The following is a 25212-nucleotide window of genomic DNA, read 5'->3' on the forward strand; positions in this document are numbered from 1 at the left end:
GGGACATTCGCGGAGGGGAGTACCCGGTGGCCTGTGCACGCACCCCGAATGACGCATCACGCCTTCCCAAAGGATGAGACGCAGGCCGTCTACCGTGCTATCCACGAACGCCGCGACATGCGCCACTTCGCAGGCGGGCAGGTCGAGCCCGAAGTGCTGCGTCGGCTGCTCGATGCGGCACACCACGCGCCCAGCGTCGGCTTCATGCAGCCCTGGCGTTTCATTCGCATTCGCGGCGATGCGCTGCGCCAGGAATTGCACCGCGTCGTCGAACAGGAGCGCGTGCTCACGGCCCGTGCCCTGGGCGAGCGTGAAGACGAATTCATGCGCCTCAAGGTGCAGGGCCTGCTCGACGCCGCCGAACTGCTGGCGGTGACGCTGGTCGACGGCCGCGAGAAGCATGTGTTCGGCCGCCGCACGCTGCCGCAGATGGACCTGGCTTCGGCCTCGTGCGCCATCCAGAACCTCTGGCTCGCGGCGCGTGCCGAGGGGCTGGGCATGGGCTGGGTGTCGCTGTTCGATCCGGCCGAGGTGTCGGTGCTGCTCGGCCTGCCCGAAGGCGCCGAGCCCATTGCGCTGCTGTGCCTGGGCCCCGTGCACGGCTTCTACGAAGAGCCGATGTTGCAGCGCGAACGCTGGGCGAAGCGCGAGCCGCTCGCTTCGCTGGTGTTCGACGAAGGCTGGGGCCGGCCTTCGGACCTTTTCGATCAACCGCCTGCCGTGGAGCCTATCTGATGCTGGCTTTCGATACCGTTCTCTTCGAGCTTGCGCGCCTGTTCCTCTGGCCGGTGACGCTGGGCGTGCTGCTGTCTTTCGTCTATGCCGTGTACTGCCTCGGCGCGTTCGGCATCGAGTATCTGCAGCGGCTTCGCGACCCGTCGCGCGCGCTGGTGCTGCAGCGCCACGCGCAGGCCAGCCAGGAGCAGATGGAGCTGGTCGTGCTCAAGCAGCTCGAAGGCGTGCGCCTGTGCAGCCGCGTGGCGCCGATGCTGGGGCTGATCGCCACCATGATCCCGATGGGCCCCGCGCTCGTGGCCGTGGCCTCGGGCGAATCGCAGGGCGTGGCGCAGAGCCTGGCGCCCGCGTTCGCGAGCGTGATCGTGGCGCTGGTCTCGGCCTCGATCGCCTTCGTGGTCTACACCGTGCGCCGCCGCTGGCTCATGCGCGAGCTGGTGACGGTGCTCGACGCGCGGGACCGGCTGTCATGAGCAGTCGTCGCCAGTTTTCCATACTGAGCAGCCTGGACAGCGACGACGACGACCCGGTGCTCTCGACCATCAACCTGATCGACGTGTTCATGGTGGTGATCGGCATGCTGATGATCGCGGTCATCAACAACCCGATGAACCCTTTCGCGCAGGACAAGGTGACGATCATCCGCAACGAAGGCCAGCCGAACATGGAGATCGTCACGCGCGAGGGCCGCAAGATCACGCGCTTCAAGGCCAGCGGCGCGACGGGGCAGGGCGACGGCGAGAAGGCCGGCACGGCATGGCGGCTCAAGGACGGCACGATGGTTTATGTGCCGGCCGATGCGGTGCCGGCGCAGGACGGGAAGTGACGCGATTCCTCTTCTGGTTGTTGATGGTGGGGCTGGGCGTCTTTTCGCCGGCCCAGGCGCAGCAGGCTCCTTCCCGCGTCGTGGTGCTGAGCACGTCGCTGGTGTCCCCGGCGCGCGTGGTGAGGTTGCAGGCCGCGGCGCGCGAGGCGGGGCTGCCGCTGCAGGTGGTGTCGGCGTCGCAGGACTCGCCCGGGACGCTGGCCGCTGCGCTCGAAGGCGCGCGTTTGCTCGTCGTCGATGCGCCGCATATCAGCGTAGCGCAAGCTGCCGCTGCACGCTTCGGCGACACGATTGCGCAGAGCGCCGCGCCGTATGTGCTGATCGGCGAGTTCGCGCTGGTGGCCAAGGGGCAGACCTCCGCCGCCGCGCCGCTGCTGGCCGAACGCGGTGTCGATGCGGCGTGGGCGCAGCGGGTGCGCGAGTACTGGCGCTTTGCCGGTACCGCCAACCTCGACGCGGCAATGAATGCACTGGCGCAGCCCGGCAATCTCGCTGGCCTGCCCGATGCCGTGCCGCTGCCGCTGGCCGGCCTCTATCACCCGGCCTGGCCCCGTATCGAAACCGAGATCGCCGCCATCGAACGGCTGCCCGGCAGCGGCACGGTCGCCATCGCCGTCAACAGCGCCACCGTGACGGGCGACGACACCGGCTGGCTCGACGCGCTGATCGCCTCGCTCGAACGGCGTGGCATGCGCGCCTATGCCTTCTACGGCCCGCGCCAGCAGAAAGACCTGTTCTTCCGCATGACGCACGCCGGTGAACGGCGCGTGGCCGATGCGATCGTCAATGCCTCGCTGGTGTTCAGCCCCAACGAGCGCAAGGCCGAGCTCGAGCGCATCGGCGTGCCGGTCCTGCAGACGCTGCCCTCGCTGGCGATGGATGCCGCGCAATGGGCGCAGAGCAAAGACGGCCTCTCGCAAACCGACATCGCTGCGTACTACAGCCCGAGCGAGCTGGCAGGCATGACCGACCCGATGCTCGTCAGCGCCCGCGATGCCGCGGCCGGCACGCTGCAGCCGCTGCCCGCGCAGATCGACGCCGTGGCCGACAAGGCCGCCGTGCTGCTGCGCCTGCAGCGCACGCCGGCTGCGGACCGCCGCGTGGCGATGCTGGTCTACAACTATCCGCCGGGCGAGGCGAACTTCGGCGCGTCCTTTCTCAACGTGCCGCGCAGCGTGAGCAACATGCTCGCGGCAATGAAGTCGGCCGGCTACCGCACCGAGCAGCCGGGCGCCGACGCGCTGATCGCGCAGGTGCAGGCCGCGATGAAGGCCTACTACCCGACGGGGCAGGGCGACGAACTGCAGCCGCTGCTCGACAGGAACCTTGCCGACGCGATGCCGCTGTCGCGCTACCTCGCCTGGTTTCGCGCGCTGCCCGTGGAGACGCAGCGCCGCATCGAAACCTACTGGGGCCCGCCCGAAAAATCGACCATGCTGCGCCCCGTTGCCGGCGAGCCGGCCTTCGTGATTCCGCGCGTCCAGTTCGGCAACGTCGTCGTGCTGCGTCAGCCGCCGCGCTTCGAGCCCGGCACGCAGGTGGCGGGCAAGGCCGAGCAGGTCTACCACCGCTCGGCCGTGCCGCTGAGCCACAGCTACCTCGCCACCTACCTCTGGCTGCGCACGCAGTTCGGCGCCGGCGCCGTGGTGCACGTGGGCACGCACGGCACGCTCGAATGGTCGGCGGGCAAGGAGCGCGGGCTGTCGGTGCAGGACGATCCGCTGCTCGCGCTGGGCGATCTGCCGAACGTCTATCCGTTCATCATGGACAACCTCGGCGAAGCCACCACCGCCAAGCGCCGCGGCCGCGCGACGATGGTGAGCCATTCGACACCGATGTTCGCGCCCGCCGGCTTCCGGCCCGGCGTGCAGGAAATGCACGAGCGTATGCACGACTGGGAAACGCTGTCGCCCGGCCCTGTGAAGACCGCGATGGAAAAGCAGCTGGCGGCCGAGTTCGTCGAACAGCACTACGACCGCGACCTCGGCTGGACGCCCGCGCGCATTCGCGCGGACTTCGCGGGTTTCGTCGCCGTGCTGCATCCGTACCTCGACGAACTCGCGCAGACCGCGCAGCCGTTGGGCCTCGCGACCTTCGGTCAGGCGCCCGATGCGCAGCGCCGCCGCATGACCATCCTGCAGATTCTCGGCAAGCCGCTGGTCGAGGCGCTCGGCGAAGACATCGACGAGGCCTTCCTGATCGATGCGAAGCGCATTGCCGATTCGCGCCCCACGCGCTGGGTCGAGCTTGCGCTTGTCGATGCGCAGACTGCGAGCGCCATGGGAAAGACCGTCGCCGGGAAGCAAAGTCTTCTGTTGCTGGCCGAGCGCGCGCAGAAGCTCGACGCCGTGCTCGCGCACAACGAGGAAATCGAAGGCCTGCTGACCGCGCTCGATGGGCGCTACCTGAAATCGAGCTACGGCGGCGACCCGGTGCGCAATCCGGACAGCCTGCCGACCGGCCGCAACCTCTACGGCTTCGACCCGAGCCGCATGCCGACACGCGCGGCGTGGGAGACGGGCGTGGCCGCCATGGACGCGTGGATCGCCGAACACGCGAAGTCCCATGCCGGCAAGCCGCCGGAAAAGATCGCCTTCACGCTCTGGGCCGGCGAGGCCTCGCGCCACCAGGGCGTGCTGGAAAGCCAGGCCTTCTACGCCATGGGCGTGAAGCCGCGCTGGGACGAGGGCGGGCGCATGGCGGGCATCGAGGTGATTCCCGCGCCGGTGCTGAAGCGGCCGCGCATCGATGTGCTGATCAGTGTCACCGGCTCCTACCGCGACCAGTTTGCCAACGCGATGCGTTGGCTCGATGAGGCCGTGCAGCAGGTGGCGGCCCTGCACGAATCGGGCAACGCCGTGGCGCAGCACAGCGAGGCACTGGCACGCAAGCTCCGCGCGGAAGGCGCGACAGCACAAGAGGCGCAGCGCTGGTCGACGGCGCGCGTGTTCTCGAACGAGCAGGGCAGCTACGGCGCCGGGCTGGAGGAGGCCGCGCTTGCGAGCGACGTGTGGGCGAGCCAGCAACGCGGCGGCGGCGACGCGCAGATGGCGCAGCTCTACATGGACCGCATGGGCCACGCCTACGGCAAGGGCCTCGACGGCGCCGCGCGGCCTGGCGCCTATGCGGGCAATCTCATGCAGGTCGACGCGGCGTTGATGGCGCGCAGTTCCAACCTCTACGGCGTGCTGACCAACGACGATCCGTTCCAGTACCTCGGCGGCATCGCGCAGGCGGTGCGCCAGCTCACCGGCAAGGACCCGGCCCTGTACGTGCAGAACCTGCGCGACAGCGGCGCGGTGCGCACCGACACGGCCGCAGGCGCCATCGCGCGCGAGATGCAGACCCGCTACCTGCACCCGCAATGGGTCGAGGCGCAGAAGGCCGAGGGCTACAGCGGCACGCTGCAGGTGCTGAAGACCGCGCAGTTCCTCTGGGGCTGGCAGGTCACGGCGCCGCAGGCCGTGCGGCAGGACCAGTGGCAGTCGCTGCACGACGTGTACGTGCGCGACAGATACAAGCTGGGCACGCGCGAATGGCTGGAAGGCGACAACCGTGCAGCCTTCGCGCAGACGCTGGAGCGCATGCTCGATGCGGTGCGGCTGAATTACTGGAAGCCGGATGCGGCCACACGGCGCGAGCTGGCGCGGGCCTATGAGGAGGCGGTGCGCACGACCGGGCTGCGCGAGCGCAATGCGGGTGTGCAGCGGTTCGCGCAGGCGGAGCTGTCGCCGCCTGCAGCTTCGCACAAGCCGAGCGCGCCGGTCGAGCCCGTGGTCGTGGCTGCACCAGCGTCGGCGCCGGTGCAAACACCGGCGACTGGGCCTGCACCCGATAGTCCCCAGCCCGTCAGCGGCCTCAAGCTCGAACCCACGCCCGCCGACGCGCCATCGCCCAAGGCCGAGACAGTCGTGCTTCGGCTCTGGGTCGCGTTGGGCGCAGCACTGCTTGTCGCACTCGGCGCGCTGATGCAGTGGCGCCGGGGCAGGGCGCCTGCCTGATTCGCGAGAATGGCGGCTCTCATGCCCTATCTGAATCCCGAGCACGCTATCGTGGCCACCGCCGCGCTGTGGCTCGCGCTGGCCATCGACCATTGGCTGGGCGAGCCGCCTGCACGCCTGCATCCCGTCGTGTGGATGGGGCGCTACCTCGGCTGGGTCGGTTCGAGCGTTGCACCGCATGCGTACCAGGCGAAGCCGGTGGATCTGCCGATGTTCTTCATCGGCGCGCTGACATGGTGCGTGGGTGCGGCGGCCGTGTGGGGTGTCGCCATGGCCATGCAGGCATTCATCGCGCTGTCGCTGCCCGCGTGGGCCGGCGCGTTGCTGCTCGGCCTGCTGCTCAAGCCGCTTTTCGCCTGGCGCATGCTGCGCGACGAAGTGCTCGCGGTCGAGGCGGCGTTGAGCGTGTCGATCGATGCCGGACGCAAGCAACTGGCACGACTGGTGAGCCGCGATGTCTCCCGGCTCAGTGAGCGAGAAGTGCGCGAAAGCGCCATCGAATCGCTCGCCGAAAACCTCAACGACTCGCTCGTGGCCCCGGTGTTCTGGTTCGTGCTGCTCGGCCTCCCGGGCGCGGCGCTCTACCGTTTCGCCAACACGGCCGATGCGATGTGGGGCTACCGCGGCGAGCGCAACGGCCGCGACTGGACATGGTTCGGCAAATGGGCCGCGCGCGCGGACGATCTGCTCTCGTGGATTCCGGCGCGCATCACCGTGGGGCTGCTGGCGCTGGCGGCGTGGCGCTGGCCCACGGGGCTGTCCGGCGAGGCGCGACGCACGCCGTCGCCCAACAGCGGCTGGCCGATGGCGACGATGGCGCTGCTGCTCGGTGTGCGGCTGGCCAAGCCGGGCGTGTATGCGCTGAATGCCGAGGGGCGTGCGCCTTCGGCGGCGGATATGCAACGCACTGCGCAACTGGGCGGACGCGCCGCCGCAGCGCTGGGCGTGTTCGCGTCGCTGGCCATCGCGGCAACGACCGGCTGGAGGTGGGTATGAGCGCGGTCCTGCACGGCGGCCCCGATGCATCCGGTGCCGCGCCGCACGACTTCTCGACCAATGGCAATGCCGTGGGCGCGTGCCCGGCCGTGTTGTCCGCGTTGCGCGTCGTCGACGCCGCTCGCTATCCGGACCCGCAGTACACGGCGCTTCGAAGCAGGCTTGCGGCCTTTCATGGCGTGACGGCCGCACGCATCGTCATCGCGGCGAGCGCGAGCGAGTTCATTCATCGCATCAGCGCCGCTGTCGCACAAGGCGGCGGTCGTTGCGTCTGGCTGCCGGCGCACAGCTATGGCGACTATGAGCGTGCGGCGCAGGCCTGGGTTTTGCAAACGATTCGCGCACCTCAGGCGTACACCGACGCTGCGCTGCGCTGGTGCTGTGAACCGTCGAGCCCGCTGGGGCAGCCGCAAGCCGATCTGCCGCAGCTGGCTGCGAGCCCGGGTGGCGCATGTGTGCTCGACCTGGCCTATGAGCCGTTGCGCCTCGAAGGCCAGGCTTCGCTCGACGCCACTCAGCGCGACCGCCTCTGGCAGCTGTGGACACCGAACAAGGCCATGGGCCTGACAGGCATCCGCGCCGCCTACGCGATCGCCCCTGAAGACGCCGATGCGAGCCTCGTGCAACGCATCGAACGGCTGGCCCCTTCATGGCCGCTGGGCGCGCACGGCGTGGCGATGCTTGAGGCCTGGACCGGCGACGAAGCGCAACGCTGGCTGGCCCAAAGCCTGCAGACCCTGAGGGACTGGAAAAACCGACAACGCGCGGTCTGCGAATCGCTCGGCTGGCAATGCCTCCCGAGCGACGCCAACTTCTTCTGCGCGCGTACCGACCGTCCGTACCCAGACGTGGCCGCCGCGCTGCGCACCGAAGGCATCAAACTGCGCGACTGCACCTCCTTCGGCCTTCCCGGCCACGTGCGCCTCGGCGTATTGCCCCCGGCCAGCCAGCAGGCGCTGAAGCAGGCCTGGACAAACACGTCCTGACCACATACACCCGCGAGAAAAAATGCTCTACGCCATCACCGCGCTCTTTATCTGCCAACTGGCCGGCGAACTGCTCGTGCAGTGGCTCGGCCTGCCCATCCCCGGCCCGCTGATCGGCATGGTGCTGCTGTTCGCCGGCCTGCTGGTGCGACGCGGCGTGCCACAGGTCCTGGCCGACACCTCGGGCCACCTGCTGCGCAACCTGATGCTGTTGTTCATCCCGGCCGTGACCGGCGTCATGCTGCATTTCGAGCGCGTGGGGCGCGAGTGGCTGCCCTTCCTTGCGGCGGGCATCGCCGGTGCGGCATTCACCATGACGGTCACCGCGCTCACGTTCCGCTGGATGATCCGCATCACAGGCAAGGACGCCGAATGACAGCGCCCGCGAAGCTCTCCGAGATCTGGGTCTTCCTCGCGCAGTCGCCGCTGCTGTGGCTTTCGCTCACGCTGCTGGCCTATCTTGGCGCACTGTGGCTGCACACCCGCAGCGGACGCAATCCGGTGGTCAACCCGGTGCTGGTCTCGGTGATCGTCATCGTCGGCGTGCTGCTGCTCACGCGCACGCCCTACGACACGTATTTCGAAGGCGCGAAGTTCGTGCACTTCCTGATCGGCCCCGCCACCGTGGCACTGGCGGTGCCGCTCTACAGCCAGGTCGGACGGCTGCGGCGGTTGTGGCTGCCCATCGGCGTGGCGTTGTTCGTGGGCTCGGTCGCGGCCATCGTGTCGGCCATTGGCATCGCGTGGGTGCTGGGCGGATCGTACGAGCTGATGATGTCGCTCGCGCCCAAGTCGGCCACCATGCCCATCGCCATGGGCGTGGCCGAGAAGATCGGCGGGCTGCCCTCGCTGGCGGCGGTGGCCGCGGCCGTTGCCGGCATCTCGGGCGCGATCATGGCGACGGGGCTGCTGAACCTGCTGCGCATCAGGGAGCCCGCGGTTCGCGGGTTCGCGGTCGGCCTTGCCGCGCATGGCATCGGCACGGCGCGGGCGATCCAGGTGAACGAGACGGCGGGCGCATTCTCCGCGCTGGCCATGGGGCTCAACGGCATCGCGACCGCACTGCTGGTGCCGCTCGTCGTCAAGCTGATGGGAGTGTGAAGGTGCCGTTGTACCGATCCCGTCCCGTCACCGATCCCCGGCCGATGGAGCTCGTCTGGCCCGCGAGGCCTTACCTGGCCGGCTACGTCTCGGCGTTGAACAGGGGCTGGTCGCGCGATGAGACGCGCCCCGAATCGGGCGCCGAGGAACGCGCCGCGATCAAGTCCGACCCCGCCCTGTTCCTCGCGAGCCTGGTCGACCGCGAGGCCAGGGGCGCGCCCATCACCATGCCGGACGGCACGCAGGTGCCGCGCCTGCCGGGCTACAAGTGCTGGATGTGGGACGGCGAGTTTTGCGGCAGCATCGACCTGCGCTGGCAGCCCGGCACCGACGCCTTGCCGATCTACTGCCTGGGCCACATCGGCTACAACGTGGTGCCGTGGAAGCAGCGCAGGGGCTACGCCACGCGCGCGCTCGGCGCGATGCTGACGCTGGCCGCGCGCGAGGGGCTGAGCCGCGTCGAGATCACGACCAGCCCGGACAACTTCGCGTCGCAGAAGGTGATCGCGGCCCATGGCGGCATGCTGGCCGAGACCTTCGTCACGTTGCCCAGCCAGGGCAGCCTCATCAAGTACCGCTACTTCATCCATCTCTGAAATCTTTCGAGCAAGGAGCACGACCCATGGCCCAGTACACCGCGGAAATCCTCTGGGAGCGGGGCGATCAGGACTTTCTCGGCAACACCTACAGCCGCAGGCATGTGCTGCGCTTCGACGGCGGGGCGGAGGTGGCGGCCTCGTCGTCCCCGCACGTGGTGCCGCTGCCGATGTCGGATGCGTCGGCGGTCGATCCGGAGGAGATGTTCGTCGCCTCGCTTTCCAACTGCCACATGCTGTGGTTTCTCACGATGGCCGTGAAGCGCAGGTTCATCGTCGACCGCTACTTCGACGCGGCCACTGGCGTGATGGAGAAGAACGCCGACGGCAAAATGGCGATGACGGTGGTCACGCTGCGGCCGGCGGTGGCGTTCTCGGGCGAGAACATTCCTACGCGCGAGCAGATCGAGCAGATGCACCACCGGGCGCATGAAGAATGCTTCATCGCCAACTCGGTGAAGACCGAGGTGCGCTGCGAGCCGGTGTAGTCCGATTCAGCGGCGCTGCAGCCGCGGATTCTTGGCGAACAGCTCCGCCGCCCAATCCACGAACGCGCGCACCTTCGCGCTCAGGTGGCGGTTGGGCGGGTACACCACGTGGATCGGCAACGGGTCGCGATGCCAATCGGGCAGCAGCTCGATGAGCTCGCCGCTTTCCAGCAGCGGCTCGGCCATGAAGGTGATGCACTGCGAGATGCCGAAGCCGCCCAGCACCGCGGTGATGTGCGCGTTGCTCTCGTTCACCGACACGCGGTAGGGCCCGTTCAGCTCGATCTGTTCGTCGCCCTTCTTGAACTCGTGCGGGTAAACGCGCCGCGTGGTGCCCGAGAAGTAGCTCACCACGTGGTGGCGCTTCTCGATGTCGCTCGGGTGCTGCGGCATGCCGTAGCGCTTCACGTACGCCGGCGATGCCACGGTGACGAAGTGCAGCGTGCCGATGCGCCGCGCCACCAGCGACTGGTCGTTGAGCTCGCCGGCGCGGATCACGCAGTCGACGTTGTCACTGATCAGGTCGACGGTGCGGTCGCTCACCCCCAGGTCGACCTGGATATCAGGATAGCGGTCGCAGAAGCTGGCCAGCGCAGGCAGGATGATCTGCCTTGCCACCGAGGTGCCGACGTCGATGCGCAGCCGCCCCGTGGGGTTGGCCTGCGCATTCGTCATGCTGGCTTCCATGTCGTCGAAGTCGTTGAGAAGGCGCGCGGCCCGCTCGAAGTAGGCCGCGCCGTCGGGTGTGACCGTGACGCGCCGCGTGGTGCGGTTGAGCAGCTTCACGCGCAGGCGCGATTCGAGCGCCTGGATCTGTTTGGTGACCGTGCCTTTGGGCAGGGCGAGAGAGTCCGCCGCACGGGTGAATGTGCCGGCTTCCACGACGCGGACGAAGATCCGCATGGCCTGGATTTGATCCATTGAATGCCTGTTCTGGGTACCCGGCCCACACCGGGGAGGCGGATTCTCACACAAGCAGCCAAACCCTTGGCGGGTGGCCCCGATTGTTATCGGTTTGGAAACAGAGTAGGGCCGGCTTGCCTGTTTCAACGCTGCGCCGGGCGACTTATATTTCAACCATCGCCCAATTCCCTGAGGTCGCCCATGTCACCCGTTCCATCGTCCCGCTCTGCCGAAGCCGCCGCCCGTGCGGCGGTACAGGGCGTGGAAGCCGATCTGTCGATCGAGCTGCCCGGCCGCGAACCGGTCGGTGCCCGTGTGTACGGCCAGCGTGCCAAGGGTGAAGTCGCACCGCTGGTGCTGCATTTCCATGGCGGCACCTTTGTGTGCGGCGATCTCGACAACGGCCGCAACGTGGCCCGGCTGCTGGCCGGCGCGGGGGCGGTGGTGGTGTCGGTGGCCTATCCGCTGGCGCCCCAATCGCCGTTCCCGGAGCCGATCGAGGTGGGCTATGCCGCCCTCGAATGGCTTTACAAGCAGCGCACCAAGCTCGGCGGCAAAGGCGCGCAGGTGTACTTGGCCGGCGAGGAAGCCGGCGGCAACCTGGCGGCCGCGGTGGCGCTGATCGCCCGCGACCGGGCGCATCCGCCGGTTGCCGGCCAGATCCTGCTGTCGCCCATGCTCGACCCCTGCGCCGGCACCGCCTCGTTGCGCAAGGCCACCAGCGATGCGGCCGAATGCCGCTGGGCCAGCGGCTGGGAGAAGTACCTGAGCTGCCCCTCGAACGCCACCCATCCCTATGCGGTGCCCAGCGGTTCGCTGCGGCTGTCGGCCCTGGCGCCTGCGCTGGTGCTGGTGGGCCAGGACGACGCCATGCGCGACGAGGCGCTGACCTTCGCCGGCCGCCTGCGTGCCGCCGGCATCGAGGTCACGAGCAGCGTGCTGCCCAGTGCCTCCAACTGGCCCAAGGCACTCTACGACACCGAGAACACGGGTTGCGTGGCCTGTGAGGCCACGGTGCAGCAGCACTTCCGCGAGTTTTTCAGCGCGACCACGCCACCGGGTGCGGCGCCGAACCACCCCAGCTAGTTCCCGGCCGATCCCGGCTGCCTGATCGACACGCCGCCAGCGCGGCAGCGTGCGAGGGCCTTGTTTTTTCTGAATTCCGCCGCCTGGTGCCAAAAGCGCCGGGGTGGCCTGTTGCATCCCTGAAGTCATCGAGAAGGACGAACCATCATGTCGAACAACGAGAAAAAGCTGTCTTCCGTCGCCCGCAAGGGCCTGTGGCCCGCCGTGACCGGCATTACCGCATTGCTGGCCGTGGCGGCCGCCGTGTTGGGCATGCACAGTTTCAAGGCCGAGGCCAACAACGCACCGGCGGCGCCGCAGGCCACCCCGGTGTCGGTGGCCACCGTGGCGTCGAGCGAGATCAACGCCTGGGACGAGTTCTCGGGCCGGCTCGAAGCCGTCCAGCGCGTCGATGTGCGCTCCCGCGTCGCGGGCGCCGTGCAGTCGGTGCACTTTCGCGAAGGCGCATTGGTGAAGCAGGGCGATCTGCTGATCACCATCGATCCCGCCCCGTACGCGGCCGAGGTCGAGCGCGCCGAAGCACAAGTGGCCTCCGCGCAGGCCCGCCAGTCGTTCAGCCGCAGCGAGCAGGAGCGTGCCAAGCGTCTGTGGGACGACAAGGCCATTGCCCAGCGCGAGTACGACGAGCGTGTGAATGCCGGCAGCGAAGCCAATGCCAACCTGCGCGCCGCCCAGGCCCAACTGCAGACCGCGCGCCTGAGCCTGGGCTACACCCAGGTGCGCGCGCCGGTGTCGGGCCGCATCGGCAAGCTCGAAGTGACGGTGGGCAACCTCGTCGCCGCGGGCCCCGGTGCGCCGGTGCTGACCACGCTGGTGTCGGTGAGCCCGATCTACGCGAGCTTCGACGCCGACGAGCAGGTCATCACGCGAGCCCTGAAAGACCTGCCGAGCGGCTCCAGCGCCCGAGGCCAGATCGAGAGCATTCCCGTGCAGATGGGCACCGCCGGCCTCGACGGCACGCCCTTCACCGGCAAGCTGCAGCTGATCGACAACCAGGTCGATGCCAAGAGCGGCACGGTGCGCGTGCGTGCTTCGTTCGACAACAAGGACGGCGCGCTCATCCCCGGCCAGTTCGCCCGCATCCGCATGGGACAGGCCCGCAACGACACCGCGCTTCTCGTGAGCGAACGCGCCATCGGCACTGACCAGAACAAGAAGTTCGTGATGGTCGTGGGCGAAGACAACAAGGCGGTCTACCGCGAAGTCACGCTCGGTGCGTCGATCAACGGGCTGCGTGTCGTGAGCAAGGGTCTGAAGGCCGGCGACAAGGTCGTGGTCAACGGCCTGCAGCACATCCGCCCTGGTGCGCTGGTGGCGCCGAAGCAAGTGACCATGGACGCCAAGGCCGACCCCAAGCAACAACAACCGGAACGTGTCGCGGAAGCGGCCAAATCTTGAACCACCCCCAGGCTTGCTCACTTCGTGTAGCCGCCAACCCCCTCGCGGGGGCAACACCAGCGGCCCGGCAAAGCCGGTTCCGCGGTGTTCCTGAAATGGGAGCCACTTGGATGCCGCATGCCTGCATGCGGCGTGGACCGCGCACGACGCGGTGGAGTAAACGAACATGAATCTCTCAAAATTCTTCATCGACCGGCCGATCTTTGCCGGCGTGCTGTCGCTATTGATGCTGATAGCCGGCCTGATCGCGCTGCGCGGGCTGCCGATCTCGGAGTACCCGGAAGTCGCGCCGCCTTCGGTGGTGGTGCGCGCCCAGTACCCCGGTGCCAACCCGAAGGTGATTGCTGAAACGGTGGCCACGCCGCTCGAAGAGCAGATCAACGGCGTCGAAGGCATGCTCTACATGGGCAGCCAGGCAACGACCGACGGCGTGCTGACGCTCACCGTGACGTTCCGCCTCGGCACCGATCCCGACAAGGCACAGCAGCTCGTGCAGAACCGCGTCTCGCAAGCCGAGCCGCGTCTGCCCGAGGAAGTGCGCCGGCTTGGCATCACGACCGTCAAGAGCGCGCCCGACCTGACGATGGTGGTCCACCTCGTCTCGCCGAACAATCGCTACGACATCAACTACCTGCGCAACTACGCGGTGCTGAACGTGAAGGACCCGCTGGCGCGCATCGAAGGCGTGGGCCAGGTGCAGATCTTCGGCGGCGGCGACTACTCCATGCGCGTGTGGCTCGACCCGCAGAAGGTCGCGCAGCGCGGCCTCTCGGCGAGCGACGTGGTGGCTGCCATCCGTGGCCAGAACGTGCAGGCCGCGGCCGGCGTGGTCGGCGCATCGCCGGGCCTGTCGGGCGTGGACATGCAGCTGTCGATCAATGCGCAAGGTCGCCTGCAGAGCGAGGAAGAGTTCGGCGACATCATCGTCAAGAGCGGCACCGACGGCGCCGTCACGCGTCTTCGCGACATCGGCCGCCTCGAGATGGGCGCCGCCGACTACTCGCTGCGCTCGCTGCTGAACAACGACCCGGCCGTCGGCATGGGTGTGTTCCAGGCGCCGGGCTCCAATGCGCTCGACATCTCGTCCAACGTGCGCAAGACGATGGCCGAGCTCAACAAGAACATGCCCGAGGGCCTGGAATACCGCATCGCCTACGACCCGACTCAGTTCGTGCGCGCGTCCATCGAATCGGTGATCCACACGCTGCTCGAAGCCATCATGCTGGTGGTGCTGGTCGTGATCCTGTTCCTGCAGACGTGGCGCGCGTCGATCATTCCGCTGCTGGCCGTGCCGGTGTCGGTGATCGGCACCTTCGCGGTGCTGCACGTCCTCGGCTTTTCGATCAACGCGCTGAGCCTGTTCGGGCTGGTGCTGGCCATCGGCATCGTGGTGGACGACGCCATCGTGGTGGTGGAGAACGTCGAGCGGAACATCGAGGCGGGGCTCACGCCGCGCGAGGCGACCTATCGCGCGATGCGCGAAGTGTCCGGGCCCATCATCGCGATTGCGCTGGTGCTGGTGGCCGTGTTCGTTCCGCTGGCTTTCATCAGCGGCCTCACGGGCCAGTTCTACCGCCAGTTCGCGGTGACGATTGCGATCTCGACGGTGATCTCGGCGATCAACTCGCTGACGCTGTCGCCCGCGCTCGCTGCACTGCTGCTGCGCGGCCATGACGCTCCCAAGGACGCACTGACGCGCGGCATGGACAAGGCCTTCGGCTGGCTGTTCCGCGGCTTCAACAAGCTGTTCCATCGCGGCTCCGAGGCCTACAGCGGCGGCGTGAAGAACGTGATCTCGCGCAAGGCGCTGATGCTCGCGATCTACGTCGCGCTCATCGCCGTGACCTTCGGCCTCTTCAAGGCGGTGCCCGGCGGCTTCGTGCCGGCGCAGGACAAGCAATACCTGATCGGCTTCGCTCAGCTGCCCGACGGCGCCACGCTCGACCGCACCGACGAAGTGATCCAGCGCATGGGCGAGATCATGAAGAAGAACCCGAACGTGGAAGACGCCATCGCCTTCCCGGGCCTGTCGATCAACGGCTTCACCAACAGCTCCAACTCGGGCATCGTGTTCGCCACGCTCAAGCCCTTCGACCAGCGCAAGCGCGCCGACCAGAGCGGCGGCGCGGTGGCGGGCCAGTTGAACGGCGCCTTCTCGAGCATCCAGGACGCCTTCATCGTGATGTTCCCGCCGCCGCCGGTGGCGGGCCTGGGCACCACGGGCGGCTTCAAGCTGCAACTGGAAGACCGCGGCTCGGTGGGCTACGACCAGATGGACGCGGCAGTGAAGGCCTTCATGGCCAAGGCTTACCAGGCGCCCGAACTGGCCGGCATGTTCACGAGCTGGCAGGTCAACGTGCCGCAGCTGTACGCCGACATCGACCGCACCAAGGCCCGCCAGCTCGGCGTGCCCGTGACGGACATCTTCGACACCATGCAGATCTACCTTGGCAGCCTGTATGCGAACGACTTCAACAAGTTCGGCCGCACGTACTCCGTGCGCGTCCAGGCCGATGCGCCTTACCGCGCCCGTGCCGAAGACGTGGGCCTGCTGAAGGTGCGCTCGACCTCGGGCGAGATGGTGCCGCTGGCCGCGCTGATGAAGGTGAATTCGACCTTCGGCCCGGAACGCGCCATGCGCTACAACGGCTACCTCGCCGCCGACATCAACGGCGGCCCGGCGCCGGGCTACTCCTCGGGCCAGGCGCAGGACGCGATCACCAAGATCGCGGCCGAGACGCTGCCCAAGGGCGTGAGCTTCGAGTGGACCGAGCTGACCTACCAGGAAATCCTGGCCGGCAACTCCGCCTTCCTGGTGTTCCCGCTGGCGATCCTGCTGGTGTTCCTGGTGCTGGCTGCGCAGTACGAAAGCCTGACGCTGCCGATCGCGATCATCCTGATCGTGCCCATGGGCATCATGGCCGCGATGACCGGCGTATGGATATCGGGGGGTGACAACAACGTCTTCACGCAGATCGGGTTGATCGTGCTGGTGGGGCTGAGTGCGAAGAACGCGATTCTTATCGTGGAGTTTGCCCGGGAGCTCGAATTTGCCGGCCGCACACCGATACAGGCCGCCATCGAAGCAAGCCGCCTGCGCCTGCGCCCGATTCTCATGACCTCGCTGGCCTTCGTGATGGGCGTGCTGCCCCTCGTGCTGTCCACCGGCGCGGGTTCGGAGATGCGCAAGGCCATGGGCGTGGCGGTGTTCGCCGGGATGATCGGCGTGACAGCCTTCGGCCTGTTCCTGACGCCTGTGTTCTACGTGCTGCTGCGCCGCCTCGCGGGCAACCGGCCACTCAAGCTGCATGGCGAAGTGCCGCATGGCGACGACTTCGTGTCGGCCGGGCATCCGGCTTCGCATGGCGGCGCCGGTGGTGGCGGCCTTCATCCGGTGCCCGCATCGCCGCGTTCTTCGCATGACGACTGATCGAGAAAGCGCATCATGAAATTTTCAGTACAACCTCTGGTGAAGCCGCTTCGTACCGCGTTGCTGCCGCTGATGGCAGCCCTGGTGCTCGCCGGCTGTGCCACCGCGCCCTCGGGCCTGCCCGAGATCACGACCACCGCCCAGTTCAAGGAGCAGGGCAAGGACCAGGCGGTGACGCCGCCCGCCGGCTTCACGCGGGCCGCGCCCTCCGAGGCGCAACCGCGCGGCGACTGGTGGCTTGCGTTCAACGATCCGGCGCTCAACGCACTGATCGAGAAGGCCGACGTCAACAACACCAACATCCAGGCCGCGGCCGCTCGGCTGGCCGAGGCTCGCGCGCTGGCGCGCAGCGCCAACGCCGACCGCCTGCCGCAGATCGGCCTTGGCGCTGGCGCCAACCGCGGCGCGGGCCTGGACAAGGCCACGGCCAGCACCCGGCCAGCCACGATGACGAACATCGGCGCCACGTTCTCGTACGAGGTCGACCTGTTCGGCCGCCTCTCGGGCGCGAGCAATGCGGCCAAGCTCGATGCGGCCGGCCGCGAGGCGCTGCTGCAAAGCACGCGCCTCGCCGTGCAGGCCGAAGTGGCGCAGACCTACCTGCAGTTGCGCGCGCTCGATGCCGAGCGCGCCCTGGTGCGCGAGCAGGTCGAGGCGTATCGCGACACGCTGCGCCTGTCGCAGCGCCGCGAGCAGGCCGGCGACATCGCCGAGCTCGACGTGGCGCGCGTGCAGACCGAGGTGTCGTCCACCGAGTCGGATGCGCTCGCGCTCGACCGCCAGCGCGCCCAGGTGGAGCATGCGCTCGCGGTGCTGGTGGGCGATTCGGCTTCCAGCTTCGGCTTGCGCGTCGACGAGTGGGCGACGGCGCTCCCGTCCATTCCGCCGGGTGTGCCCGCCACGGTGCTCACCCGTCGCCCCGACGTGTCGGCCGCGCAGAGCGCTGTGCTGGCCGCGCAGGCCCGCGTGGGCGTGGCGCAGGCCGCGTGGTTCCCGGACATCTCGCTGACCGGCGCCGCCGGCTATGCCTCGCCCGAGATCGGCGACCTCTTCAAGTGGTCGGCGCGCTCGTGGGGCGTGGGCGCGCTGCTGTCGCTGCCGATCTTCGACGGCGGCCGCCGCGAGGCCGGCGTGCAGGGCGCCAATGCCCAGCTCGACGGTGCGCTCGCGAGCTACCGCACGCAGGTGCTGGTGGCGTTTCAGGAAGTCGAAGACCAACTGGCCGCCATCCGCATCCTGCAGGAGCAGTCGGTCGTGCAGGCACAGGCCGTGACATCGGCCCAGCGCGCCACCAGCCTGTCGGACACGCGCTATCGCAACGGCTACGTCAGCCAGCTCGACCTGCTGGACGCGCGCCGCAGCGAATTGCGCAACCGCCGGCAGGCACTGCAGGTGAAGTCGGCACAGTACCAGGCGGCGGTGGGGCTGATCCGCGCCATCGGCGGCGGCTGGGAAGCGCCGGCGCCGGTCGCGGCTGTCCCGGCACGGACGGCCGTGGCCGTGCGCTGAATCGCGATCAAGGATTGAAATTGAAAGCCTGAGCGCCGCAAGGCGGTCTTGCGCCGCCGTGGATTCAGTCGGTTTTCTTGCCGGCTGGATTCGCGGCGGCGCTTATTTTTTGCAGCTCCACCGCGCCCACGGCCAGGGCGTTTGAATAGCTGGCCTGCGGCCTCGACGCTGTCCGGTAGACCCGGTAGTCGAAGGTTTCGGAGACGGCGTCGCCATGGTGGGCTTCGAGCAGGATCCAGAAGAACTGGCCCGGCTCGCGTTCCTCGACGGTTAGCGCCAAATCATTCAAGGCTGGCATGGGTTCCCGGGTGCAATGCGGTGTGGTGGCATCTGGTGTACGCAAAAAATGCTACTGTTTGATGCACCGGATGTATTTGCAATGCCCGGTGATGTGAAAGATGTCGCATTTCGTCGCTTCCATTTGGCCTTTCCCGGACCTGTGTGGCGCTCAACGACAATTCGCCGATGAGTTCAAAGGCGAAAAGCGGGCCGGCGCGTTGCGTCATGGTCCTGGGCACCACCAGCGGCGCCGGCAAGAGCTGGCTGGCCACGGCGCTGTGCCGCTGGTATGCGCGGCAGGGCCTGAAGGTGGCGCCTTTCAAGGCGCAGAACATGAGCAACAACGCCCGCGTGGTCGACGGCGGCGAGATCGGCAGCGCCCAATATTTCCAGGCCCTGGCCGCCAATGCCGTGCCCGGGGTGCGCATGAACCCGCTGCTGCTCAAGCCCGAGCGCGACACCCACAGCCAGGTGGTGCTGATGGGGCAGGTGAATGACGAACTCTCGGGCTTGCCCTGGCGCGGCCGCAGCGAGCGCGTCTGGCCGCAGATCGCGCAGGCGCTCGACGAACTGCGCGCCGGAAACGACGTGGTGGTGATCGAAGGCGCGGGTTCGCCGGCCGAGATCAACCTGATGGCCAGCGACATCGTCAACATGCGCATCGCCCGGCACGCGCAGGCGCGCTGCCTGCTCACGACCGACATCGACCGCGGAGGCGCCTTTGCCCATCTGTACGGCACCTGGGCGCTGCTGCCCGAGGCCGACCGCGCGCTGCTGCGCGGCTTCGTGCTCAACAAGTTCCGCGGCGATGCCTCGCTGCTCGCGCCTGCGCCGCAGCAACTGCAGGAACTGACCGGCGTGCCCACCGTGGCCACGCTGCCGATGTGGTGGCAGCACGGCTTGCCCGAGGAGGACGGCGTATTCGATGACCGCAGCCGTGCGAGCGGCACCGTGACGCGCACGGTCGCGGTCGTGGCATACCCGCGCATCAGCAACCTCGACGAATTCCAGGCGCTGAAGAACGTGCCCGGCGTGCGGCTGGTCTGGGCCCGTACGCCGGCCGACGTGGCCGGCGCCGACTGGATCGTGCTGCCCGGCTCCAAGCACACCAGCGGCGACCTGGCCTGGCTGCGCGCCCAGGGGCTGGACAGCGCCGTGGCCGCGCATGCCGAACGCGGCGGCGCGGTGCTGGGCATCTGCGGCGGACTGCAGATGCTGGGAGAGGCGCTGGTCGATCCGCACGGCATCGACGGCAATGCGCCGGGACTGGGCCTGCTGCCGCTGGTGACGGTGTTCGCGCGCGAGAAGACGGTGCGGCATCGCACCGGGACCTTCGGCGAGCTGAGCGGTGTCTGGGCCGCGCTGTCGGACGTGCCCGTCGCCGGCTACGAGATCCACCATGGCCAGACCGCCGCACACCCGCAGATGGCGCAGGACGGCCAGGCCGTGATGCCCGACGGACTGGCCTGGCAGAACGCGCGCGGCAACGTGCTCGGCATCTATCTTCACGGCCTGTTCGAGGACCCGCGCGCGCTGCACGCGCTGTTCGGTGCCTCCGTGCCCACGCTCGACGCCACCTTCGACGGCCTGGCCGACTTCATCGATACCCACTTCGACGCCGGCGTGCTCGCCGGACTGATTGCATGACCGAAACCATTCCCACCATTTCCGACATCACCGACACCGCGCTCGCCGCCCGCCTGCAGAGCGCGCTCGACAACAAGACCAAGCCGCTCGGCTCGCTGGGCCGGCTCGAGGCGCTGGCGCTGCGCATCGGCACCATCCTCGGCACCGAAAGCCCGGAGCTCGAAGCCCCGCAGATGCTGGTCTGCGCGGGCGACCACGGATTGGCGGCGCGCGGCGTCTCGGCGTACCCGAGCGACGTGACCTGGCAGATGGTCGAGAACTTCCTCGCCGGCGGCGCGGCCGTGAGCGTGCTGGCGCGCCAGCACGGGCTGGCACTGACGGTGGTCGACTGCGGCGTGCGGCGCGACTGCCCGGCGGCCCCGGGGCTGGTGTCGCGCCGGATCGCCGAAGGTACGGCAGACGCTTCGCAGGGCCCGGCCATGACGGCCGCGCAGTGCGCCCAGGCCATCGCCAACGGGCGCGAGGTGGTGCGCGTGCTGCCGGGCAATGCGTTGCTGCTCGGCGAGATGGGCATCGGCAACAGTTCGTCTGCCGCGCTGCTGCTCTCGCGGCTGGGCGGGTTGGACATCGACGCCTGCACCGGTGCCGGCACCGGCCTCGATGCGGCCGGGCTGGCGCGCAAGCGCGATGTGTTGCGGCAGGTGCTGGCGCTGCACGCGGGCGCGACCGCGCCTCTGGACGCGCTGGCCGCCTTCGGTGGCTTCGAGGTGGCTACGCTGGTCGGCGCGGTGCTGCAGGCGGCCGAGGAGCGGCGCGTGATCGTGGTAGACGGCTTCATCGCCAGCGCAGCGGTGCTGGTGGCGCAGGCGCTGCAGCCGCACGTGGTGCAGCGCTGCGTGGCCGCGCATTGCTCGGCCGAACCCGGCCACGTGCTGCTGCTGGAGCGGCTGGGGCTGGAGCCGCTGCTCAAGCTCGAACTGCGCCTGGGCGAAGGCTCGGGCGGGGCGCTGGCCTGGCCGCTGCTCGAATCGGCCTGCCGCATCCTGCGCGAGATGGCGAGCTTCGAGTCGGCCGGCGTGTCGCGCAAGGACAGCTGAAGAGGATGAACGGCGTTCGCCATTTCCTGCTCGCGCTGCAGTTCTTCACGCGCGTGCCGGTGACGGGGCCGCTGGCTGCGTGGGTCGGCTTCAGTCCGCAGATGCTGCGTTCGAGCGCGGCGCATCTGCCCGGCATCGGATGGCTGGCAGGTGGCGTGGCGGCGCTGGTGTTCGCGGGTGTGGGCATGGGGCTGCCGGGTGTCGCCGGTGCGCTGGCTGCTGCCGTGCTGAGCACCACCGCCACCGTGATGCTGACCGGCGCCTTCCATGAAGACGGTCTGGCCGACGTGGCCGATGGCCTGGGCGGTTCGGCCGACCGCGACCGGGCGCTGGAGATCATGAAGGACTCGCGCATCGGCGCCTTCGGTGCGCTGGCTCTGGCGCTGGCGCTGGGCCTGAAATGCGCGCTGCTCGCAATGCTGGCCGGGCACGGCCTGCAGGCGGTTGTTGTCGCCATCGTCGGCGCACATGTGCTGTCGCGGCTGACGCCGCTGTTCCTGATCCGGTGGTTGCCCTATGTGGGTGACAGCGGGGCGAGCAAGGCGAAGCCGCTGGCGGATGCGATCAGCGGTGGCGCGTTGCTGATCGCGGTGGTGTGGGCGCTGCCGGCGGTGGCACTGCTGCTGCATGCACACGACGTGGCGCACGTCTTGGCGGCCTTGCTTGCGGCCGTTGTTGCCGCAGGCTGGATGGCGCGTCTTTTCATGCGCCGGCTGCAGGGCTTCACCGGCGACGGCCTTGGCGCCACCCAGCAGGTCTGCGAGCTGGCGATCTACCTCGCACTGGCGTGGCGCGCATGAGCGACGCCGCCCGAAGGACGCTCTGGCTCCAGCGCCACGCGCCCGTGGTGGCCGAGCCCGGGCTGTGCTACGGCGCCACGGACCTCGAAGCCCATGCAGACGCCACGCTCGCTGCTGCGCAGCGCATCGCGCCTTTGCTTCCTGCGGCCATCAGCGTGCGCAGTTCGCCGCTGCGGCGATGTGCCGGGCTGGCCGATGCCATCGCCGCGTTGCGCCCCGATCTTCGGGTGCGGCACGACGCACGGCTGGCCGAGATGAACTTCGGCGCCTGGGAAGGGCGGCCGTGGTCTGCCATCGCACGCGAGGAATTCGACGCCTGGACCGGCAATTTCGCCGATGCGCCTGCCGGCGGCCATGGCGAAAGCGTGCGCGCATTTATGCAGCGCGTGGCCGCCGCACATGACGAATGGCTTGTGGACGAGGGCGATGCGCTGTGGATCACGCACGCCGGCGTGCTGCGGGCGGTAACGTTGCTGCAGCGCGGCACCCGCTGCCCTGGAGTCGCCGCCGACTGGCCTGATGGGGAACTGCCCTTCGGCGGTTGGCTGACTTTCGACAATTAGCTGCCGTCGGCCAGTGCCGATTGCGGCTCAGTTCTTCTGCCGCCACTGTTCGCGCCAGAGCCGCTCCAGCTGCGGCGCAAGTGCAGCCGGCGGCGTGCCCAGGAAGCGGTTGCTGCCGTTGCGCTGCACCAGGCCGTAGAGGCGGCCGGAGCCCTGGTCGTAGAGCGCGATCGCGTTGTTGTCGTAGCAGTCGTGCGGCTTGCAGAAGGCCTGCAGGAGGTAGCGCGTTCCCTCGACCGTCACCCATTGCGGCTCGGGCGCCGGACCTTCGCGGCGCACCAGCCAGCGGTCGTTCTCGCGCGTGCCCAAGGCGGCGCGCCAGGCCTTCTCCATGGCCGGGCCCCGCGCCAGCGCCGCCGGGCTGCCCGTGGGCGGGGGAGGCGCCTTGACGGCGGGCTCGACGGGCGGGGCCACGGCCCGCACCGCGCCGTTGCAGCGCCAGTAGCGCAGCTTCATCATGTCGGGGCCGAGTTGGCCGGCGACCGGCTTGTCGGCGTCCAGCGCGATGTACTGGCCGCGCGCTTCGCGGTAGACGAGGAAGGTCATTGCGCCGGACTTGCCCGGGCTGCTCATCAGCGCCACGTCGAAGCCCGCCGGCGGCGGGCGGTTGCCGAAGAAGCTGTGGGCGGTCTGCGGTTCGTTGCCGGTCACGCGGCGCTTGCCGCTTTCGGCGATCAGCATGTCCTGGCGCACCTGCAGCGTCGGTGCGGCCGCGTTGGCGCAGTTCGTCGACCAGCGGCCGCCGTAGATCGCCATGGCCTCGGGCGGCAGGCCGCCGCCCCGCTGCGACCATGCCGCGGCCGGAAGGAGGGCGGCGAGCAGCGTGGCGGCCAGCAGTGCCCGGGAGTCGTTCTTTCGTGTCGTCATTCGTCGTCGGTCTCAGGCCGTCTTCGGCATCGGTGTCTTTGGCTTGTAGGCGCAGAAAACGGCCACCGCGCACTCCCAGCAGCGCGGCTTGCGCGCCACGCAGATGTAGCGGCCATGCAGGATGAGCCAATGGTGCGCATGCAGCCGGTATTCGGGTGGGACGCGCTTCTCGAGTTTGAGTTCCACCTCCAGCGGCGTCTTGCCGGGCGCAAGCCCGGTGCGGTTGCCAACGCGGAAGATGTGCGTGTCGACCGCCATGGTCGGCTCGCCGAAGGCCACGTTGAGCACCACGTTCGCGGTCTTGCGGCCGACGCCCGGCAGCGCCTCCAGCTCGGCGCGGGTGCGCGGCACCTCGCCGCCGTGCAGCTCCACCAGCATGCGGCAGGCCTCGATCAGGTGCTTCGCCTTGCTGCGGTACAGCCCGATGGTCTTGATGTACTCCTCCAGCCCCTCGACACCCAGATCGAGAATGGCCTGCGGCGTATTCGCCACCGGATACAGCTTGCGCGTGGCCTTGTTCACGCCCACGTCGGTGGCTTGTGCCGACAGCAGCACGGCGGCCAGCAGCTCGAAGGGGGTTGTGTATTCGAGTTCAGTCTCGGGCTCGGGGTTGGCCGCCTGCAGGGTGGCGAAGAAGAGGGGGATGTCGTTTTTTTTCATGGGGCTTCGTGGGGGGGCGGCACGCGCAATATATCGTTGAAAGGCGATAGCCTTACGCAGCTTTATTGCCTGCCGCTTTCGCGACAATGGCACCCCAGAAAGTGAGACCGACCATGCAATTCGCCTCCCGCCTCGACAACGTCGAGACTTCCGCCATCCGCGAACTCTTCAAGCTGCTGGGCAAGCCCGGGATCATCAGCTTTGCGGGTGGCTTTCCCGACAGCGCCATGTTCGACGTCGAGGGCCTCAAGGAGGCGAGCCAGAAGGCGCTCTCCGAAGAACCCGGCGCTGCGCTGCAGTACGGCGCCACCGAAGGCTACGAGCCGCTGCGCAGCCAGCTCAGCGCCTTCATGAAGACCAAGGGCGTCGAGGTCGACCCCGGTGGCCTGATCGTCACCACCGGCAGCCAGCAGGCGCTCGACCTGCTGGGCAAGACCATGATCTCGCCCGGCGACAAGGTGATCGTCGAGGGCCCGACCTTCCTGGCCACCATCCAATGCTTCCGCCTCTACGGCGCGCAGCTCATCAGCGCTCCCATCGACGCCAACGGCGTGAAGACCGACGAGCTCGAGAAGCTCATCGCCGAGCACAAGCCCAAGTTCGTCTACCTGATCCCGACCTTCGGCAACCCCAGCGGCGCGATGCTGACGCTGGAGCGCCGCAAGAAGGTGCTCGAGCTGGCCGTGAAGTACCAGACGCTGATCGTCGAGGACGACCCCTATGGCGACCTCTATTTCGGCGAAGCACCTCCGCCCTCCATCCTGGCCCTGAGCAAAGACGTGCCGGGCAGCCGCGAGTTGCTGGCGCACTGCGGCAGCCTGAGCAAGGTGCTGAGCCCGGGCCTGCGCATCGGCTGGATGATCGCGCCGCCCGAGCTGCTGTCCAAGGCGACGATGTGCAAGCAGTTCAGCGACGCGCACACGAGCACGTTCTCGCAGGCCACGGCTGCGCAATACCTCAAGAGCGGCCGCATGCCGGCCACGCTGGCGCACGTGCGCGAGGTCTACGGCCAGCGTGCCCAGGCCATGGGCGCGGCGCTCAGGCGCGAGCTGGGCGATGCAGTGAGCTTCACCCAGCCCGACGGCGGCTTGTTCTTCTGGGCGCGCCTCACCGGCGCCAATGGCAAGCTGGCCGATGCGAACGAACTGGCGAAGCGAGCGATCGAGAAGCTCGTGGCCTTCGTGCCCGGCGCGCCGTTCTTCGCGGAGAAACCCGATGTGGCCACGCTGCGGCTGAGCTTTGCGACGGCCGACGTGGCGAAGATCGAAGAGGGCGTGAAGCGCCTCGGTCAGGCGCTGTAGTCG

Annotated in this window: 23 protein-coding genes; 19 read left to right on the plus strand and 4 right to left on the minus strand. The window is 68.6% G+C overall.

Going from position 1 to position 25212, the window contains the following annotated elements; genetic code table 11:
- Window positions 1-48 precede the first annotated feature (48 nt).
- The 10 genes from bluB to ACEN9N_RS08360 are packed head-to-tail and all read left to right on the plus strand — an operon-like array spanning window position 49 to window position 9729.
- Window positions 49-735, plus strand: coding sequence for a 5,6-dimethylbenzimidazole synthase (bluB, locus tag ACEN9N_RS08315; protein WP_495655845.1), 687 nt, complete (start codon window positions 49-51; stop codon window positions 733-735).
- Window positions 735-1208, plus strand: coding sequence for a MotA/TolQ/ExbB proton channel family protein (locus ACEN9N_RS08320; RefSeq protein ID WP_495655846.1), 474 nt, complete (start codon window positions 735-737; stop codon window positions 1206-1208). Before bluB ends, ACEN9N_RS08320 begins: the two co-directional genes overlap by 1 nt.
- Window positions 1205-1561: a DUF2149 domain-containing protein gene (locus ACEN9N_RS08325; RefSeq protein ID WP_007837075.1), complete on the plus strand. Its 357-nt coding sequence runs from the start codon at window positions 1205-1207 to the stop codon at window positions 1559-1561. Before ACEN9N_RS08320 ends, ACEN9N_RS08325 begins: the two co-directional genes overlap by 4 nt.
- Window positions 1558-5562, plus strand: a complete 4005-nt coding sequence (gene cobN / locus ACEN9N_RS08330) for a cobaltochelatase subunit CobN (protein ID WP_495655847.1) — start codon at window positions 1558-1560, stop codon at window positions 5560-5562. Before ACEN9N_RS08325 ends, cobN begins: the two co-directional genes overlap by 4 nt.
- A gap of 21 nt (window positions 5563-5583) precedes the next feature.
- Window positions 5584-6558, plus strand: a complete 975-nt coding sequence (gene cbiB / locus ACEN9N_RS08335; RefSeq protein WP_478178714.1) for an adenosylcobinamide-phosphate synthase CbiB — start codon at window positions 5584-5586, stop codon at window positions 6556-6558.
- A complete protein-coding gene (locus tag ACEN9N_RS08340) occupies window positions 6555-7544 on the plus strand; it encodes an aminotransferase class I/II-fold pyridoxal phosphate-dependent enzyme (RefSeq protein ID WP_495655848.1) in 990 nt (329 codons plus the stop codon). Before cbiB ends, ACEN9N_RS08340 begins: the two co-directional genes overlap by 4 nt.
- Before the next feature lie 22 nt (window positions 7545-7566).
- Complete coding sequence (locus tag ACEN9N_RS08345; RefSeq protein ID WP_495655849.1) at window positions 7567-7920, plus strand: CidA/LrgA family protein; 354 nt, start codon at window positions 7567-7569, stop codon at window positions 7918-7920.
- Window positions 7917-8645, plus strand: coding sequence for an LrgB family protein (locus ACEN9N_RS08350; protein WP_495655850.1), 729 nt, complete (start codon window positions 7917-7919; stop codon window positions 8643-8645). Before ACEN9N_RS08345 ends, ACEN9N_RS08350 begins: the two co-directional genes overlap by 4 nt.
- Before the next feature lie 44 nt (window positions 8646-8689).
- Window positions 8690-9241 carry a GNAT family N-acetyltransferase gene (locus ACEN9N_RS08355; RefSeq protein ID WP_495655851.1) on the plus strand — a complete coding sequence of 184 codons (552 nt, stop codon included), beginning with the start codon at window positions 8690-8692 and terminating at the stop codon, window positions 9239-9241.
- A gap of 26 nt (window positions 9242-9267) precedes the next feature.
- Window positions 9268-9729 (plus strand): OsmC family protein, encoded by a 462-nt coding sequence (locus ACEN9N_RS08360; RefSeq protein ID WP_495655852.1) that lies wholly within the window; start codon window positions 9268-9270, stop codon window positions 9727-9729.
- 6 nt (window positions 9730-9735) lie between these two features.
- On the opposite strand, the gene ACEN9N_RS08365 is transcribed toward ACEN9N_RS08360, so the two are convergent.
- Window positions 9736-10650, minus strand: coding sequence for a LysR family transcriptional regulator (locus ACEN9N_RS08365; RefSeq protein ID WP_495655853.1), 915 nt, complete (start codon window positions 10648-10650; stop codon window positions 9736-9738).
- Window positions 10651-10833: 183 nt separating this feature from the next.
- On the opposite strand from ACEN9N_RS08365, the gene ACEN9N_RS08370 reads away from it, so the two are divergent.
- From ACEN9N_RS08370 to ACEN9N_RS08385, 4 genes are all read left to right on the plus strand, one after another.
- Window positions 10834-11718 carry an alpha/beta hydrolase gene (locus ACEN9N_RS08370; protein WP_007837053.1) on the plus strand — a complete coding sequence of 295 codons (885 nt, stop codon included), beginning with the start codon at window positions 10834-10836 and terminating at the stop codon, window positions 11716-11718.
- A 147-nt stretch (window positions 11719-11865) separates the two neighbouring features.
- Complete coding sequence (locus ACEN9N_RS08375; RefSeq protein WP_007837049.1) at window positions 11866-13116, plus strand: efflux RND transporter periplasmic adaptor subunit; 1251 nt, start codon at window positions 11866-11868, stop codon at window positions 13114-13116.
- A 166-nt stretch (window positions 13117-13282) separates the two neighbouring features.
- The gene (locus tag ACEN9N_RS08380) at window positions 13283-16546 is read left to right on the plus strand and encodes an efflux RND transporter permease subunit (RefSeq protein WP_413313896.1); all 3264 of its coding nucleotides are present in this window, start codon (window positions 13283-13285) and stop codon (window positions 16544-16546) included.
- 15 nt (window positions 16547-16561) lie between these two features.
- Window positions 16562-18055, plus strand: a complete 1494-nt coding sequence (locus ACEN9N_RS08385) for an efflux transporter outer membrane subunit (RefSeq protein ID WP_413313897.1) — start codon at window positions 16562-16564, stop codon at window positions 18053-18055.
- Window positions 18056-18119: 64 nt separating this feature from the next.
- Here the strand turns inward: ACEN9N_RS08385 and ACEN9N_RS08390 are convergent, their stop codons facing one another.
- Window positions 18120-18353 (minus strand): hypothetical protein, encoded by a 234-nt coding sequence (locus ACEN9N_RS08390; protein WP_007837044.1) that lies wholly within the window; start codon window positions 18351-18353, stop codon window positions 18120-18122.
- 167 nt (window positions 18354-18520) lie between these two features.
- Between ACEN9N_RS08390 and ACEN9N_RS08395 the strand changes: the two genes are divergently transcribed.
- The 4 genes from ACEN9N_RS08395 to ACEN9N_RS08410 are packed head-to-tail and all read left to right on the plus strand — an operon-like array spanning window position 18521 to window position 22381.
- Window positions 18521-19981 carry a cobyric acid synthase gene (locus ACEN9N_RS08395; RefSeq protein ID WP_413313898.1) on the plus strand — a complete coding sequence of 487 codons (1461 nt, stop codon included), beginning with the start codon at window positions 18521-18523 and terminating at the stop codon, window positions 19979-19981.
- Window positions 19978-21018, plus strand: a complete 1041-nt coding sequence (gene cobT / locus ACEN9N_RS08400) for a nicotinate-nucleotide--dimethylbenzimidazole phosphoribosyltransferase (protein WP_495655854.1) — start codon at window positions 19978-19980, stop codon at window positions 21016-21018. Before ACEN9N_RS08395 ends, cobT begins: the two co-directional genes overlap by 4 nt.
- Window positions 21019-21023: 5 nt before the next feature.
- Window positions 21024-21818, plus strand: a complete 795-nt coding sequence (locus ACEN9N_RS08405) for an adenosylcobinamide-GDP ribazoletransferase (RefSeq protein ID WP_413313899.1) — start codon at window positions 21024-21026, stop codon at window positions 21816-21818.
- Window positions 21815-22381: a histidine phosphatase family protein gene (locus ACEN9N_RS08410; protein WP_007837040.1), complete on the plus strand. Its 567-nt coding sequence runs from the start codon at window positions 21815-21817 to the stop codon at window positions 22379-22381. The genes ACEN9N_RS08405 and ACEN9N_RS08410 overlap by 4 nt, the downstream gene beginning before the upstream one ends.
- A 27-nt stretch (window positions 22382-22408) precedes the next feature.
- Here the strand turns inward: ACEN9N_RS08410 and ACEN9N_RS08415 are convergent, their stop codons facing one another.
- Both ACEN9N_RS08415 and nth read right to left on the minus strand, forming a co-directional pair.
- The gene (locus ACEN9N_RS08415) at window positions 22409-23248 is read right to left on the minus strand and encodes an Ivy family c-type lysozyme inhibitor (RefSeq protein WP_413313901.1); all 840 of its coding nucleotides are present in this window, start codon (window positions 23246-23248) and stop codon (window positions 22409-22411) included.
- A gap of 12 nt (window positions 23249-23260) precedes the next feature.
- A complete protein-coding gene (gene nth / locus ACEN9N_RS08420; protein WP_413313902.1) occupies window positions 23261-23908 on the minus strand; it encodes an endonuclease III in 648 nt (215 codons plus the stop codon).
- Between the two features lie 113 nt (window positions 23909-24021).
- Here nth and ACEN9N_RS08425 point away from each other — a divergent pair, with 113 nt between their 5' ends.
- Complete coding sequence (locus tag ACEN9N_RS08425; protein WP_413313903.1) at window positions 24022-25209, plus strand: aminotransferase-like domain-containing protein; 1188 nt, start codon at window positions 24022-24024, stop codon at window positions 25207-25209.
- Window positions 25210-25212: the final 3 nt, after the last annotated feature.

This window comes from Variovorax sp. Varisp46 (assembly GCF_059491885.1).

Excerpts from the sequence above, each read along its gene's own strand:
- ACEN9N_RS08395 (WP_413313898.1), top strand. The coding sequence starts at position 18,521 with ATGAGTTCAAAGGCGAAAAGCGGGCCGGCGCGTTGCGTCATGGTCCTG.
- ACEN9N_RS08370 (WP_007837053.1), top strand. The coding sequence starts at position 10,834 with ATGTCACCCGTTCCATCGTCCCGCTCTGCCGAAGCCGCCGCCCGTGCG.
- ACEN9N_RS08375 (WP_007837049.1), top strand. The coding sequence starts at position 11,866 with ATGTCGAACAACGAGAAAAAGCTGTCTTCCGTCGCCCGCAAGGGCCTG.
- ACEN9N_RS08340 (WP_495655848.1), top strand. The coding sequence starts at position 6,555 with ATGAGCGCGGTCCTGCACGGCGGCCCCGATGCATCCGGTGCCGCGCCG.
- ACEN9N_RS08405 (WP_413313899.1), top strand. The coding sequence starts at position 21,024 with ATGAACGGCGTTCGCCATTTCCTGCTCGCGCTGCAGTTCTTCACGCGC.
- ACEN9N_RS08410 (WP_007837040.1), top strand. The coding sequence starts at position 21,815 with ATGAGCGACGCCGCCCGAAGGACGCTCTGGCTCCAGCGCCACGCGCCC.
- ACEN9N_RS08390 (WP_007837044.1), bottom strand. The coding sequence starts at position 18,353 with ATGCCAGCCTTGAATGATTTGGCGCTAACCGTCGAGGAACGCGAGCCG.
- cbiB (WP_478178714.1), top strand. The coding sequence starts at position 5,584 with ATGCCCTATCTGAATCCCGAGCACGCTATCGTGGCCACCGCCGCGCTG.
- nth (WP_413313902.1), bottom strand. The coding sequence starts at position 23,908 with ATGAAAAAAAACGACATCCCCCTCTTCTTCGCCACCCTGCAGGCGGCC.
- ACEN9N_RS08345 (WP_495655849.1), top strand. The coding sequence starts at position 7,567 with ATGCTCTACGCCATCACCGCGCTCTTTATCTGCCAACTGGCCGGCGAA.
- ACEN9N_RS08365 (WP_495655853.1), bottom strand. The coding sequence starts at position 10,650 with ATGGATCAAATCCAGGCCATGCGGATCTTCGTCCGCGTCGTGGAAGCC.
- ACEN9N_RS08385 (WP_413313897.1), top strand. The coding sequence starts at position 16,562 with ATGAAATTTTCAGTACAACCTCTGGTGAAGCCGCTTCGTACCGCGTTG.
- ACEN9N_RS08415 (WP_413313901.1), bottom strand. The coding sequence starts at position 23,248 with ATGACGACACGAAAGAACGACTCCCGGGCACTGCTGGCCGCCACGCTG.
- ACEN9N_RS08325 (WP_007837075.1), top strand. The coding sequence starts at position 1,205 with ATGAGCAGTCGTCGCCAGTTTTCCATACTGAGCAGCCTGGACAGCGAC.
- ACEN9N_RS08360 (WP_495655852.1), top strand. The coding sequence starts at position 9,268 with ATGGCCCAGTACACCGCGGAAATCCTCTGGGAGCGGGGCGATCAGGAC.
- cobT (WP_495655854.1), top strand. The coding sequence starts at position 19,978 with ATGACCGAAACCATTCCCACCATTTCCGACATCACCGACACCGCGCTC.
- bluB (WP_495655845.1), top strand. The coding sequence starts at position 49 with ATGACGCATCACGCCTTCCCAAAGGATGAGACGCAGGCCGTCTACCGT.
- ACEN9N_RS08355 (WP_495655851.1), top strand. The coding sequence starts at position 8,690 with ATGGAGCTCGTCTGGCCCGCGAGGCCTTACCTGGCCGGCTACGTCTCG.
- ACEN9N_RS08350 (WP_495655850.1), top strand. The coding sequence starts at position 7,917 with ATGACAGCGCCCGCGAAGCTCTCCGAGATCTGGGTCTTCCTCGCGCAG.
- ACEN9N_RS08320 (WP_495655846.1), top strand. The coding sequence starts at position 735 with ATGCTGGCTTTCGATACCGTTCTCTTCGAGCTTGCGCGCCTGTTCCTC.
- ACEN9N_RS08425 (WP_413313903.1), top strand. The coding sequence starts at position 24,022 with ATGCAATTCGCCTCCCGCCTCGACAACGTCGAGACTTCCGCCATCCGC.
- ACEN9N_RS08380 (WP_413313896.1), top strand. The coding sequence starts at position 13,283 with ATGAATCTCTCAAAATTCTTCATCGACCGGCCGATCTTTGCCGGCGTG.